The sequence below is a fragment of the Dyadobacter sp. HNCC25DJ184 genome (genome assembly GCF_056895215.1).
Window position 1 is genome coordinate 115036 of sequence record NZ_JBXHAQ010000018.1, and the last position, 15221, is coordinate 130256.

Consider the following 15221-nt stretch of genomic DNA (forward strand, 5'->3'; position numbering starts at 1 on the left):
TATCATCTCTGCTACCCTCCGGGAAATGGCCTTCAAAAATTGCATCTTTCTATGTTATTCATCATAATAACATTAATTTAATATAATATTTACAAGAAAATAAAATAATCTTTATGCTGTATTTCCTTCATTCAATGCAAAAAATTAACTAGTTTTGTATACTATCCGAAAGTTACACGTCTTTCTTCGAACTATTATATTAAACTATAATTGAACTTTTTTCAAGAAAGAAGCTTTCCTTTACAAATAAAACCCAATACCGAGAATGAAATATCCTGTACATGCCGACGGCAGGTTTAGATTTATCGACGAAGGAAAAGGCGAAGTTTTGCTTTTACTCCACGGACTTTTCGGAGCCCTTAGTAATTGGGATGGGATTATTGAACATTTTTCATCGAAATACAGAGTTATTATTCCTGTATTGCCGATATACGAATTGCCACCACGAGAAGCCGGATTAGAGGCTCTGTTACAATATCTTGAAGATTTTGTCGCTTTAAAGGAGCTTACCAACCTTACTGTGATCGGTAACTCACTGGGAGGCCATGTTGGTTTGCTATATACGCTGAAAAACGAGGATAATGTTGTCAAACTCGTTTTAACGGGCAGCTCCGGGCTTTTTGAAAATTCGATGGGAGGCTCATTTCCTAAAAGAGGTAGTTACGAGTATATTAAGGAAAGGGTGGCATATACTTTTTATGACCCCGAAGTAGCCACCAAAGAACTTATTGACGAGGTTTTTGAAACTACGTCCAGCATACCAAAGTGTATGAGTATCGTAGGCATCGCAAAATCAGCGCAAAGACACAATCTGGCGAAGGATTTACATGTGATCAAAGTTCCGACACTGTTGGTTTGGGGACTAAATGATACGATCACGCCTCCCCACGTAGGATATGAATTCAACCGCTTGATTGCAGATTCAGAATTGCACTTCATTGACAAGTGTTGTCACGCGCCAATGATGGAACATCCGGAAGAATTTAACCGGATACTTGAGAGCTTTTTAGAAAAACATGCTTCTGTTTCGGTAGCCTGATATTTAAAAGAGCCTCGCGGCTCTTTTTTTATGGAATTTGCTTTTCTTTTATACGAAAGTTGACACATATCCAGTTTTTTCATAGTTTAGATCAAACACATATGTTGGTATGCAAGCATTATCACTGATAAACCCCATGATTCCATTCCTTAAACCCACCGATACGGTGAGTATGGCATTGGACTGGATGGAAGAATTCAGGACGAGACAGCTTGCTGTTGTCGATTCTGCCAGTTATAAAGGAATTGTTTCTGAGGATATCTTATTCGATACGGCGGATGGCTCCAGCCTGATTTCCAGTATTATTATTCAGCACGAAGACATCTTTGCTCCTGAAGATCAGCATACCTATGAATTATTGAGATTGGTTAATCAGTTTGGACTTTATATCATTCCCGTTTTGCATGATGACCGGACATTTGCAGGTACTGTTTTGGTCAGTGACCTGGTTGAATACTTTGTAAACGACCTGGGTGTGCAGGAGAAAGGCGCTATACTCGTCCTGAATGTTGCAGAGAAAGACTATTCTCTTTCAGAGATTAGCAGATTGATTGAGTCTAACGGCACAAAAATATTAAGCAGTTACTATTCCTCGGGCGACCGAGTAAGGCCTATGACGGGTAATAAACTTACTCTGAAATTAAACCGAACCCATATCACACCCATTATCGCGACGCTGGAACGTTTTGGATATAATATTGAAGAAGCGCATGCCAATGATCCTATCGAAAGCGTCGATCAGGAACGTTTGGATATGCTTTTGAGATACCTCGCCACTTAATTCAATTCCACCGCTACCGTTGAGCCATTCTTCTTTGGGTTAAAACAATTTTTGCCCGTATCTTTCCAGTGAAACACGCCCATTCAGGTTCGCATTCATGAAAATTGCAATTCACGGACGGAATTTTAATGATTCTGCACGCCCATTTATCGAAAACATGTTTTTGGAACTTGAAAAAAGACAAATTGAGGTCCAATTGTCTTCAGCTTTCCGAACATTTCTCGACAAATCTGGCATCACCCATTTCTCAGATCTGGTTTACGACAAACCCGAAGAACTTTTCGATGCTCGTTTGATCGTAAGTATGGGCGGTGATGGTACCTTGCTCGAAACTATATCACACGTTGGAAGTCGCGAAACTCCAGCGATAGGTATCAATGTGGGAAGACTGGGCTTTCTTGCCACGGTTCCCCCTGAACGGATTTCCGACATGATTACGGCCCTGGAACGGGGCGAATTCAAAATAGACGAGCGCTCCCTGGTATCTGTGGAATCAAATGCTGTTTTGTTTGGTGCACAGAATTTCGGTCTGAATGATTTTACGATCACCAAAACGGATACTTCGTCGATGATCACGGTTCACACCTATCTCAATGAGGAATTCTTAAACTCATATTGGGCCGATGGACTGATTATTTCTACGCCGACTGGCTCAACGGGATACTCTCTGAGTTGTGGCGGCCCAGTGTTAGTACCTCATTCTCAAAATTTTATTGTGACACCAATTAGCCCGCATAATTTAAATGTGCGTCCATTGGTGTTGGAAGATACCGCCGTGCTTAGACTAGAAGTCAAGAGCCGTAGCAGCAATTTCCTGGTATCGCTTGATGCAAGATCCTGCATAGCGGACGAAAACACACAGTTCACCGTGAAAAAAGCCAATTTCAAAGCCAGATTGATCAAAATGCTGGACGATAGCTTTTTAAATACGCTAAGGAGCAAGTTGTCTTGGGGGCTTGATATGCGTAACTAGTTTTATTGGCCACAAAATCAGGAACACAGTAGCAACGCAATAAATGACCACCACCTGACCAAAACTGACCGAATTACCTGTTTGACCCCGATTTTATGCTCTTACACTTTCATCCGTTCGATCTAAAACTCAAACACACTTTTACCATTGCCCACGATTCACGGGATATTCAGAGAACGCTGGTGGTGGAGTTAAAAGATGGTGACATCAGCGGCTTTGGGGAAGCGACCGCTAATCCCTACTACGGCATTACAATTGAAAATATGATTGAGGCGCTTTCTACGGTAAAAACCGTTGTAGAAAATGGCCAGTTCGAATCTGCTGAACAATTGTGGAATATTGCCCATCCGTACCTCAAAGACAATTCCTTTGCACAATGCGCCTTAGACGAAGCAGCTCAGGACTTTTTTGCCAAGAAAAAAGGTCAAAAATTATATGAACACTTCGGCCTATCGATCGAGAAAAATGTGCTGACCAATTTCACGATTGGTATTGATACTGTTGAAAAAATGGTATCGAAGATGAAGGAAGTTCCATGGCCCATCTATAAGATTAAACTCGGAACAAAAGACGACATCCAGATTGTGAAAGAGCTTCGGAAAAATACGGAAGCACTATTCCGGGTCGATGCCAATTGTGCCTGGAGTGCCGACCAAACGATATCATACGCACCTCAGCTAAAAGCACTTGGCGTTGAATTTATCGAGCAGCCACTTCCTGCAGATGATATAGAAGGCATGAAAAAGGTATTCGCCCAAAGTGTATTGCCCGTCATTGCAGATGAAAGTTGTATCATTGAAAGTGATGTGAAGCATTGTCAAGGTTTGTTTCATGGCGTCAATATCAAGTTGACAAAATGTGGTGGACTTACCTCCGCATTGCGAATGATCCAGGAAGCTAAATCTTTGGGTATGAAGACTATGGTGGGCTGTATGACAGAGACAAGCGTTGGTATATCAGCTATCGCACATATTCTTCCTCTGCTGGATTATGTAGATATGGACGGCAGCTTATTGATCAGCAACGACCCCGCAACAGGCGTTACATTTGACTTTGGGAAAGTGATATACGCTCCTGCAAACGGAACCGGTGCTTTTCTGAAACAATTGTAATGTCAAAATGGCCTCAACACCATGATCTATCATACTTCCCAACTTCCAGGCAGAGAAGTCACAATAGACAACGGCCAAACATATTTATGGTTTAGTGGCACAGATTACTTGGGAATGGGTCATAATGAGGCGTTTAAAAAGTTTCTCTTTGAGGGCTTTGAGATCCATGGCACTCATTTTGGAAGCTCCCGAAACAACAGTCTGCGACTTGACATATATGAAGAAGCTGAAAATTTACTGGCATCAGTCGTAGGCGCTAAGGCCGCACTAACAGTTTCTTCCGGCCTGTGGGCTGGACAACTGCTTCATAAAGAGCTCCATAATATCGTTTCAAATTCAAAAAGCGAAAGTTTTCCCGTTCAATATCATTACGCTCCCGGATGCCATCCAGCCATATGGGGCGATCAGTATGCTCAATCCCAGTTAGCGTGGACGGATTGGGCTCAAAAGACAATTCAAAGTGTCGCTAAAACACCTGAACAGATACATATTATCTGCTCAGATTCCATAGGCTCTCCATGGGTTGAAAAATTCGATCTTTCTATTTTTGCAGATTTACCAAGTGAGGCTCGAACATGGCTTATCGTTGACGACTCTCACGGCTTGGGCGTTGTGGGTGCCTCCGGTCTTGAAACATATAGGATGCTCCGGCAAATTGAAAATGCTGAAACGATCGTTATTGCATCACTGAATAAAGCCATGGGAATTCCCGCCGGCGTTATTTTCTCGTCGAAAGATACTTATCAACAATTACGAAGTTCTCCCTGGTTCTCGGGCGCGTCTCCTTCCAGTCCTGCCTATATATATGCATTAAAAAGACTTTTGGAAACCGGTGAGCATCTGAAATCATTGAAATTGCTTCAGGAAAACATCAGGTATTTCCACCAGATATTTGACTCGTCGACCCTGTTCACTTCTGTCGCCAACTATCCAGTCTTATGCAGCAGAAATACCACTTTATTCGACTTCCTTCTTGAAAATGGTATTCTGGCTTCCTGCTTTTCTTACCCGCTTCCCACAGATGCACCTGTTAGCCGGATTGCAATTTCAAGTATCCATCAAAAAAAAGACCTCGACAAATTAGCCGAGGTCTGTATGCGTTTTCAATAACTATCAGTCAGGTGTTTCGTCTGAATTGGAAGTTGTAGTTAAGTTTTGCTCCTCTCTTAATTTCTCTCTTTCCACTTTTCCAGCCACGAAGATACTTAACTCATAAAGCAAGAATAGTGGGATAGCAACGATAATCTGGCTGTATATGTCCGGTGAAGGAGTGATGACAGCTGCGACGATCAGAATCACGATCATGGCATGCTTGCGATATTCTCTCATAAAAGCAGGTGTCAACACACCGACTTTCGCCAAAACAAACACCACAATCGGAAGCTGGAATGCTACTCCACAAGCCAATGTCAGGGTAGACACAAGCGATATATATGACGTAATACTAAATTGATTGATAATCGACGGATCCAACTGAAAATTAGCCAGGAAGTTGATGGCCAAAGGCGTAACCACATAATATCCGAATAATATCCCCGATAGAAACAGGAAGGTAACATAGAAAACGGCACCTCTCGCCGATCTTCTTTCAGAAGCTTTAAGGCCAGGTTTGATAAAACTCCATACTTCCCAAAATGCATAAGGAAAAGCAAATACCAAACCCGCTATCAAAGACGAGGTCATACTCATCGTAAAATTGTCTCCTAATCCCAGTGCCTGTAACGTAAAGTTGAGTTCCTTCACGCAGAGGTCATCATAACCCACAATTACCGAAAGTTTACACAACATTCGGTAAGTCCAGAAGTCAGATTTAGCGGGAGCAATGATTACATATTGGTATATCTCTCTGATATAAACGAAGGCAATAATGGCAAAAATGATGATGGAAGCGCCCGCTCTTATTACGTGCCATCTGAGCTCTTCCAGATGCCCGATAAACGACATCTCATTTCCTTCCTCTTCTTCTTTATTAAAATCCTGGTCTAAGGGCATACTGATTAATGATAGTGATCCATATAACGTCTAAAACTATCAGCCGGATCATTTACTTAGGTAAAAAGCCGAAATTACTTAAAAAAACCCGCCGGATTATTTCGACGGGTTTTTTTTAATATAGTTATAATCCTTTGTTAATCCATTACAAACGGATAGTCGTTCTCCGCATAAACATCTGTATAAGCTTCAGAAGGATCCGGGAAGTCTGATTCCTCAGCAAACTGAACAGATTCGGCCACGATTCCCTTCACTTTTTGATCAATTGCTTCCAATTGTTCTTCGGTTGCAATGCCATTAGAAAGAATCACCGCACGAATTTGCTCGATTGGGTCACGATGTTTGTATTCCTCAACCTCTTCTTTCGACCGGTATTTTTGAGGATCCGACATGGAGTGACCTCTGTAGCGATAGGTTCTGAACTCAAGGAAAGTTGGTCCATCTCCTTTACGGGCACGAGCCGCTGCGCGTGATACCGCTTCGTGTATCGCTTCCACACTCATACCATCAACTGGTTCAGAAGGCATATCATATGCCTCACCCAAGGTATAAAGCTCGGTCACGTTGGATGAACGGGCTACTGAAGTACCCATTGCATACCCGTTATTTTCAACAACGAAAATTACCGGCAATTTCCAGCTCATCGCCATATTCAACGCTTCGTGAAAAGCACCCTGACGAATGGCACCGTCACCGAAGTAACAGATACAAAGCTTTCCGGTTTTATTATATTTTTCAGCAAACGCAATACCCGCACCTAAAGGAATCTGAGCACCCACGATACCATGTCCACCCACAAAACCATTTTCCTTATCGAAGATGTGCATCGAACCTCCTTTGCCTTTCGTTGTCCCGGTTTTTTTACCGTACAATTCAGCCATAATAGCATTTGCACTTGTTCCTAACGCCAAAGGAATACCATGATCGCGGTAAGCTGTGATATATTTATCTCCTTTTTCCAACGCAGTAACCACACCCGATGAGCATGCTTCCTGACCTATGTAAAGGTGACAAAAACCACGAATTTTCTGCTGCCCATATAACTGGCCAGCCTTTTCTTCAAAGCGTCTTTGCAAAAGCATGTTTTCGAACCAGAACATATAACGTTCGTTCTCATGCTGTAATTTTTTTGGAGCTGTTGCTTTCTTTTTTTCCGTAACGGTGGCCATGTATTTGGTTCTCGTTTATAAAGACAGAACTTTGTCTTTCAGTTAGTGGTTTTGAACAGAGTCTGTTTTTGCCGTACTCACGCAAATGATTTGCGAAAATAAGCATAAACTATATAACAAAGAAGTTCATGTGGCTAGAAAAGCTCCATCTTACATACTTTAAGAGCTATGAGGAGAAAGTCTTTACGTTTGGGGAGCATGTAAATTGCATTATCGGAGAAAACGGGAGCGGGAAAACCAACCTTTTGGATGCTATATATTTTCTGACACTAACCAAAAGTGCCTTTCATAATCAGGATGCGCTGGGCATCCGCCACTCTGCAGATTTCTTTCTGATTGACGGAGTATTTAATACCAACGACAAACATTACCAGATTACTTGCAGCCTGCAACGTGGTCACCGTAAGGTATTTATGTCGGACAAAAAAAACTACGAACGCCTCAGCGACCATATCGGGCTCTTCCCTGTTGTCTTGATCGCTCCTGATGATACCGACGTGATCAGAGAAGGGAGCGAAGAAAGAAGGCGGTTTTTTGACGGCGTATTATCTCAGGCAGTCCCGGGATATCTCGGCGAGTTATTGCAATACAATAAAATTCTCGCGCAACGGAATGGCCTGCTAAAACTTTTCGGCGAGCGAAATTATTTTGATGAAGAACTGCTGGAAACCTATAACGAACCGCTAATTCTGCTTTCACAAAGTATATATAGCCAACGCTGCGATTTTATGGAGCGTTTTATGCCCCTTTTCAGAAAACACTATGCATTTCTGAGCAGCGACAAAGAACAGGTTGATATTACTTATGAAAGTGAGGTTTCCTCTTCGCATTATCAATTCGAATTTCGGAAACATCAGTCCAGAGATCTTCATGCCCAAAGAACAGGCAAAGGAATTCACAAAGATGAGTTTGTATTTGAAATTGACGGTATTACGCTTAAAAAATTTGGCTCGCAAGGACAGCTCAAATCTTTTGTTATCGCTCTAAAATTAGCACAATATGAGCTTTTGAAGCTTGAAAAAGAGAAAACCCCGATATTGCTGCTCGATGATATCTTTGACAAACTCGACGATAAACGGATCAACAAATTGATTGCACTCGTAGATACAGGATTTCTTGGTCAGGTATTCATTACCGACGCCAGGCCAGAGCGTTCTCAAAAAATACTTGAAAATGTGAAGTCAGACGTCCGATTCTTTGAAATCATCTCTTCTCCAGCCAACGTATAAGGCAGGTACACAGATTCATCATACTGCGGCATAATTATGTCCACCTGACAACAAATGAATGGGCGTCCCCGACTAGGCGTCCCCGACAAATCTTTACTAATCCCCTGCCTATACATACTTGCTATCCAGCTTCTTGGCATCCGCCACAAACTCCCTTACTTTCTGCTCATCTTCCTTTTTGCAGATCAGGAGAACTCCGTCAAATTCAGCCACAATAAAGCCGTCCAATCCATTGACAACCACCAATTTGTCCTTTGGCGTCTTTATAATTGAATCTGTTGTGTTATATGCAATCACATTGCCATCTACCACATTCTGATCTTCATCTTTTTCAGAAATTTCAAATAACGATTTCCAGGTTCCAAGATCCGACCAACCGAAACTGCTCAATACGACACGAACATTGTCGGCTTTTTCCATAATTCCTTTATCTACAGAAATGCTTCCGCAATGTTGATAAGCTGCCGTTGTAAATGATTCCTCCGATTCCTGATAATAATGAGGTTCGCCGCCTTCAAAAATTTCCGCGATTTCCGGAAGGTATTTTTTTACAGCCTTTTTAAAAGAACTGACATGCCAAACGAAAATCCCTGCATTCCAAACAAAATCGCCACTGTCCAGAAACTGGAGAGCCAGCTCGAGCTGCGGCTTTTCAGTAAATGATTTTACTTTCTTAACCATCAGTTTATCAGGTATATACTGAATATATCCGTACCCGGTATCAGGTCTGGTAGGTTGAATTCCAAGGGTTAGTAATATATCCTCGTTTCGAGTAGAACCCAAGGCAACGCGCACGGTATCTTTGAACGCTTCCTCTTTCAGAATGATGTGGTCAGCGGGAGCTACTATGATATTCGCATCAGGATTGCGACTGGCTATTTTGTAGCAGGCATATGCAATACAAGGTGCAGTGTTGCGACGGTGTGGTTCCAGCAAAATCTGATCGTCTGAGAGCCCTGGAAGTTGCTCATTAACAAGCTCTTTGTACTCCAGACTTGTAACTATATACACGTTTTCAGCTGGACAAATTCCATGAAACCTGTCCACAGTTTGCTGTAAAAGTGTTCTGCCAGTTCCCAAAACGTCATGAAATTGTTTTGGAAAGCTCGTTCTGCTAAATGGCCAAAAGCGTGAACCCACTCCTCCTGCCATGATCACAACATATGTATTTTGAATCATTTGGATATCTCTTGTCGATGTAAATCTGGTAATAAATAATTCTCCTTTTTAAAGAAGTCAGAATTTGAAAGAATCGTTCAACCTGGTCACGATGTTGCTTTTTCATCGATACCGGCAAGAGCCCTACTTTAATTGAGTCCTTATTTACTGCCATACGACAGATCTCCGGCGTCACCGAGACCGGGAACAATATAGTATTGCTCGTTCAACTGCTCGTCAATTGCACCAAGCCAAAGTTTGCACTGCGGTATTCTTTTCTGCAAAAACTGAACGCCTTCCGGGCTTGCAATCACAGCGGCAATATGTGTTTGAGCAGGTATCCCAAACCGGAGTAACGCATGGTACACTTTCTCCAGAGACTTACCGGTAGCCAACATTGGATCCATCAATATCAGGTTTTTACCTGTCAAATCCGGACTGGTGATGTAATCCATTTCTACATTAAACTCTTCAGTATCATTAATATTATGTCCGCGATAAGCCCCAACAAAAGCATTATCGGCATTGTCAAAAACATTCAAAAAGCCTTGATGCATCGGCAGACCGGCACGCATAATCGTTGCTAAAACTACAGGCTGCAACAGAGCCCTTGATGGCGCAACGCCCAGCGGCGTCTCTACCTTTCCGTTTTTATATGTCAAAACTTTCGATATCTCATAACCGAGCAATTCCCCTACCCTCTCGATATTTCGCCTGAACCGCATTCTGTCCGTTTGAATATTAACATCTCTTAATTCGGCAAGATAATGGTCAGCAATTGAAGGTTTTTGGGATAGCAAATACATATTTTTGACGGTTTTTAAGCTCAACTATGCAAGATAATACAAATTCATTCACGTAATTTGAGGTTTTTGCTCGGCTCATCGTCAAACTTTTTCATATTCTATGTGAAGAATCTACATTTACAATCTATGTATCAAGGATTTAAGGTCTGGCCTTCATTTTTACTTATACTTCTTTCAACCTCGTTTTCATATGCACAAAGCGCCTTTGTTCCCATAAATGATGACTACTATCATTTGATTGATCGTCTGGAAATAAAAAGGGGCAAACTCACCGAGGGATTTCATTTTAACGTAAAACCCTTTGAAAGAAAAGCAATTGTTGCACTTACAGATTCGATTATTCAGGAAGGAAATGCGAACCTCACGAAACGTGACTGGCAAACGATAGATTACCTTAGAGAAGACAGCTGGGAATGGACCGACGGTCACGCTGCCACTGACTCATTGGGATATGCTAAGCTGAGCAGGCTTGGATGGAGAAAACCGTTGCCACCCGGGAAAACGCGAACATTCTGGGAACACTCGGCGGATCTTTACGGAAAGCACAATAAGGACTGGGACTTACACTTCAATTTTGTCACCAACAATTTTATAGGGAAGGACAACGACCGAGATTCCTCACAGTCCATATTTTTCTCCGGCCGTGGCGTTGAAATTCGTGGGATGATCAATAACAAACTTGGATTCTACACCTATGTGTCTGATAATCAAGGACGATTCCCGCAATATGTAAGGAACTTTGCTACTCCTTATAGCTTTCCGGGAGAAGGGCTGGCCAAGGTCACCAAAAACGGGGGAACAGATTTCCTTAGTGCCAGAGGTTACATCACATTTCGACCTTTAAAGAGTATCAACGTCAAATTTGGGCATGACTACAATGTTTTTGGCAGCGGATATCGCTCCATGATTTTGTCAGATAACAGCTCTCCATATCTCTTTTTAAGAGTTGATACACAATTGGGCAGATTCCACTATACGAACCTGTGGACCAGTATGTTTACCGAAGACAAAGCGACGCGAAACACGCTATTAAATGGTAAAAAATTTGCAGCTATTCATCATTTGAGCATCAATCTGGGCGACAAATTCAATCTCGGAATATTCGAAGCGGAAGTATTTAGTCGTGACTCCGTTGGTGGCGGATACGATCTTAACTACCTGAATCCCATTATCTTCTACCGTTATATTGAGTCATACATCGGAAGCGAGGACAATGCCTTGCTCGGTATGGACTTCAGATGGTTAGTTGGAAAAACGGCATCGGTATATGGCCAGTTTGTGCTGGACGAGTTTTTAACTAAAAATATGTTCAACGGCAGCAAGTCATGGACCAATAAATACAGCCTTCAAATAGGTACCAAATATGTCGACGCCTTCGGGATACCGAATCTCGATTTGCAAGGAGAATTCAATCTTGCCCGACCGTATACTTATTCCCACAAGGATGGCGGAAGAAATTATGCCCATTACGGACAAGCTCTAGCTCATCCGCTGGGAGGCAATTTCAAAGAATTTATCGGGATTTTGCGGTACAAAATGACACCACGCATGTCGATTTATGGAACGGTAATGTTGGCTAATCAGGGAAAAGACTCACTCGGCGTCGGCAAAAGTTACGGAGGTGATGTCCTGAAAAGCTATTTAAATCGCTATTCCGATGAAGGAAACAAGATTGGGCAAGGCATTTCCTCAAAAACTTCATCTTTTGATTTAAGATTGTCATATTCCCTTGCTCACAATTTATTCCTGGACGGACGATTCCTGGTTCGGACCGCCCGTTCGCCTGAGTCGTATTATGCAACCAAGACTAATGTGTTTTCCGTTGCGATTCGCTACAATATAAGTTACCGACAGCAGACATATTGACGCCGCTGTGATTTATAACTATTTTGTATTCAATAGATTAATAATTGCTAAAAGCTAACCGCCAACAGCTGCCATGACTTCTCAATTAGAAACCGACCCGCATCAAATAAGAGATCTTATCCGTCTTGCTTTGTTAGAAGATGTAGGCGAAGGCGATCACTCTTCTCTTTGTTGTGTTCCTGAAAATGCAACCAAAAAGGCCCGTTTGCTCGTCAAACAGGATGGGATATTGGCGGGCGTCGACGTTGCGTTAATCATATTTGAAGAAGCGGCTTTGCAATACGGATACAAACCACTAGATGTTAGCGTGTTACTTTCCGACGGAACAGAAGTCAAAAAAGGCGATATCGTGCTTATTGTGGAAGGAAGTGCCAGGTTGATTTTGAATGCAGAAAGGCTCGTTCTCAATATTATGCAGCGTATGAGCGGAATTGCCACTTATACCAACGAAATGGTAAGCCTGATCTCTGACTTGCCTGTAAAATTGCTCGACACCAGAAAAACTACACCAAATTTCAGAATTTTCGAAAAGCTCGCGACTAAGATCGGAGGAGCTGAAAACCATCGAATGGGTCTTTACGATATGATTATGCTTAAAGATAATCATGTGGATTATGCCGGCGGAATCAAAGAAGCGATAGAAAGTGCCAATGCATATAGAAAGACGTTAGGGAAAGCAATTAAAATCGAAATTGAGACCAGAAATCTGGCAGAAGTTGATCAGGTACTCGCTACTGGGAATGTGGACATTATTATGCTGGACAATTTCTCGCTCACAGATATGAGCGAGGCAGTTGCGAGAATTGCAGGACGTTATGAAACAGAAGCTTCAGGAAACATAACCGAAAAAACACTGCGGGAAGTTGCCCTCACCGGTGTCAATGGCATATCCAGCGGAGCTCTGACCCATCAGGTCCGAAGTCTTGACCTAAGTTTGAAGGCCTTCTAGCACCACGCCCAATTTTGGAAGCGTATGCTAAATGCCATGATTTTAAAATATGCTTCTGACTTCCAATACCATATGCCGATAGGGATATGGCTTTTGTGTTTGATCTGTATTGGTAGCACAGGCACCCTCCTCGCTCAAAATCCGCCAAGAAAAGAAGTTGACATCAACGAGCTGATCCAAAATAACGTTCTGATTTCCGGTGAAGACTCTGAGCTGGAAGATATCTACGAAGCATTGTTGCAGGCATATTCGACGCCTTATGATATCAATAAAGTGACGGCCGACGAACTTGCGTCTCTGTATATTCTTTCCGACCCTCAAATTCAATCGCTATTAGCGTACCGGCAAAATCTCGGGCTGTTTATTTCACTCTATGAATTGCAGGCCGTTCCTGGCTTCAATATGGAGACGATTCAGAATATACTGCCATTCTTAGTCCTGCCAGATAAATCATTTTCATTTAAAGATGCTCTCAAAAATCCCACCCAGCATTTCCTAATGCTGCGCAGCGGGAAACTCCTTGAATCTCAAAAAGGATTTAAAGCAGACGAAACTTCCGCCGCGAAATATGCTGGAAAACCCTGGAATGGCTATCTCCGATATAGATATGCACGGTCAGGAGCATACAGTGTCGGTCTTACCATCGACAAAGACGCTGGCGAATTATTTTGGAATTGGCAGGGGCAAAAGCAAATTTATGGGTTTGATTACACCTCTTTTCATGCTCAAATTGTGAACCGGGGCCGACTTAAAAATCTCATCATCGGTGATTATCAGCTGCAGATAGGGCAAGGAATGGTACTTTCCTCAGGATTCGCACTAGGCAAAGGCGCAGAAGTGATCCGATCAGTTTATCGTAGTACGCTGGGTGCACGGCCATATACCTCTGGTCAGGAGGCCAACTTTTTCCGAGGCACTGCGGTCAAAATCGAACTGGCCAAAGCTTTAGATCTGACCCTATTTTATTCAAGAACACGCCGCGATGCCAATCTGAACGATGCTGCTGATGATTCTTCCCGTTCCATAGCGACCTCTATTACCATTTCAGGATATCATCGAACTGCTTCCGAGCGGGATGACCAGGGAGCATTTATCGAACAAAATTTGGGAGCAAATGTCTTGTACCACTTGCCTGCTCAAAAAGGGGCCGTGGGAATGACACTCCTGAACTCGCAATATGAGGTACCTCTGGTAAAGAGAGACTTGCCTTACAACAAATATGAATTTACCGGCACACATAATCTCAATATCGGAATCAACGGTGAATATCGCTGGCAGAATATCCATTTCTTTGGTGAATTTGCACGATCGCAGAGTGGCGGTACTGGAGCTTTGGCGGGTCTTGTTGCCGGGTTAGGGAAAAAGCTGGATTTGAGTATGTTAATTAGAAATTATGAAAAGAATTTCCACACATTCTACGGAAACTCGTTTGCGGAATCTACCCGACCGATTAATGAACAAGGTGCTTTTTCTGGATTCAGATATACACCCAACCGCCGTTGGCAATTCAGTTTGTTTTATGATTATTTCAAATTTCCATGGCTCAGATATTTGGTCAATACATCTTCCAAGGGACATGACTTCCTGCTTCACGCCCTTTGGAATCGGAATAAGCGGATGACGATGTACCTTTTATTTCATCAAAAACACAAGCAGCGTAATGAACCTGGTGCCAAAGCCCCCGCACCGGTAATTAAAACAGTACACCGGACGATCATGGTCAACTTTGAATACAATTCTCCACTGAAATTCAACTTGCATACCAGAATTCAGTATGGAGACATGAATTACAAAACTGTCTCAAAATCAAAAGGGTTTGCTATTATTCAGGATTTCTCGCGGCGTTTTGGCCGTCTGGAAGCAAGTGCAAGGGCAGCATTTTTCAAAACGGACGACTATGACAGCCGTCAATATGTTTACGAAAAAGATATGCTGTATTCATTCTCCATTCCAGCATATTACGATACAGGAACCAGGCATTATCTGATGATGAAATATAACCTGACCAAAAAGATGAAGCTCTGGCTACGATGGTCGCAAACCCGGTACACGACGCTTGACAAGATAAGTTCAGGAAGCAGTGAAATTCAGGGGAATAAAAGAAGTGAGGTGAAAATGCAGATGATGTATCAGTTTTGAGATTGTAC

At 42.5% G+C, this 15221-nt stretch carries 13 protein-coding genes; 9 read left to right on the forward strand and 4 right to left on the reverse strand.

All coding sequences use genetic code 11. The features are described 5' to 3' along the window. Positions 1-265: 265 nt before the first annotated feature. The 5 genes from AC1XUD_RS23055 (at position 266) to AC1XUD_RS23075 (ending at position 5015) form a co-directional block, all read left to right on the forward strand. Entirely contained in the window at positions 266-1039 is a 774-nt protein-coding gene (locus tag AC1XUD_RS23055; protein WP_483363389.1) for an alpha/beta fold hydrolase, read from the forward strand. 109 nt (positions 1040-1148) lie between these two features. Continuing rightward, positions 1149-1820 carry a CBS domain-containing protein gene (locus AC1XUD_RS23060; RefSeq protein ID WP_483363390.1) on the forward strand — a complete coding sequence of 224 codons (672 nt, stop codon included), beginning with the start codon at positions 1149-1151 and terminating at the stop codon, positions 1818-1820. 97 nt (positions 1821-1917) lie between these two features. After that, complete coding sequence (locus AC1XUD_RS23065; protein ID WP_483363391.1) at positions 1918-2793, forward strand: NAD kinase; 876 nt, start codon at positions 1918-1920, stop codon at positions 2791-2793. Positions 2794-2888: 95 nt separating this feature from the next. After that, the gene (locus AC1XUD_RS23070) at positions 2889-3905 is read left to right on the forward strand and encodes a dipeptide epimerase (protein WP_483363392.1); all 1017 of its coding nucleotides are present in this window, start codon (positions 2889-2891) and stop codon (positions 3903-3905) included. Positions 3906-3926: 21 nt separating this feature from the next. Further along, positions 3927-5015, forward strand: coding sequence for an aminotransferase class I/II-fold pyridoxal phosphate-dependent enzyme (locus tag AC1XUD_RS23075; protein ID WP_483363393.1), 1089 nt, complete (start codon positions 3927-3929; stop codon positions 5013-5015). 3 nt (positions 5016-5018) lie between these two features. Here AC1XUD_RS23075 and tatC read toward each other — a convergent pair whose 3' ends face one another. After that, complete coding sequence (tatC, locus tag AC1XUD_RS23080; RefSeq protein ID WP_483363394.1) at positions 5019-5897, reverse strand: twin-arginine translocase subunit TatC; 879 nt, start codon at positions 5895-5897, stop codon at positions 5019-5021. Between the two features lie 137 nt (positions 5898-6034). After that, on the reverse strand, positions 6035-7066 hold the full coding sequence (gene pdhA / locus AC1XUD_RS23085) for a pyruvate dehydrogenase (acetyl-transferring) E1 component subunit alpha (RefSeq protein ID WP_483363395.1): 1032 nt from the start codon (positions 7064-7066) through the stop codon (positions 6035-6037). Between the two features lie 128 nt (positions 7067-7194). Here pdhA and recF point away from each other — a divergent pair, with 128 nt between their 5' ends. After that, positions 7195-8295: a DNA replication/repair protein RecF gene (recF, locus tag AC1XUD_RS23090; protein WP_483363396.1), complete on the forward strand. Its 1101-nt coding sequence runs from the start codon at positions 7195-7197 to the stop codon at positions 8293-8295. A 108-nt stretch (positions 8296-8403) separates the two neighbouring features. On the opposite strand, the gene AC1XUD_RS23095 is transcribed toward recF, so the two are convergent. Together AC1XUD_RS23095 and upp are read right to left on the reverse strand one after the other, a co-directional pair. Then, entirely contained in the window at positions 8404-9471 is a 1068-nt protein-coding gene (locus AC1XUD_RS23095; RefSeq protein ID WP_483363415.1) for a mannose-1-phosphate guanylyltransferase, read from the reverse strand. A 143-nt stretch (positions 9472-9614) separates the two neighbouring features. Beyond that, positions 9615-10259, reverse strand: coding sequence for a uracil phosphoribosyltransferase (upp, locus tag AC1XUD_RS23100; protein ID WP_483363397.1), 645 nt, complete (start codon positions 10257-10259; stop codon positions 9615-9617). Between the two features lie 126 nt (positions 10260-10385). Here upp and AC1XUD_RS23105 point away from each other — a divergent pair, with 126 nt between their 5' ends. The 3 genes from AC1XUD_RS23105 (at position 10386) to AC1XUD_RS23115 (ending at position 15213) form a co-directional block, all read left to right on the forward strand. Continuing rightward, positions 10386-12125 carry a hypothetical protein gene (locus AC1XUD_RS23105; protein WP_483363398.1) on the forward strand — a complete coding sequence of 580 codons (1740 nt, stop codon included), beginning with the start codon at positions 10386-10388 and terminating at the stop codon, positions 12123-12125. 73 nt (positions 12126-12198) lie between these two features. Further along, a complete protein-coding gene (nadC, locus tag AC1XUD_RS23110; protein WP_483363399.1) occupies positions 12199-13074 on the forward strand; it encodes a carboxylating nicotinate-nucleotide diphosphorylase in 876 nt (291 codons plus the stop codon). A gap of 36 nt (positions 13075-13110) precedes the next feature. Further along, positions 13111-15213, forward strand: a complete 2103-nt coding sequence (locus AC1XUD_RS23115) for a ComEA family DNA-binding protein (RefSeq protein WP_483363400.1) — start codon at positions 13111-13113, stop codon at positions 15211-15213. Positions 15214-15221 lie beyond the last annotated feature (8 nt).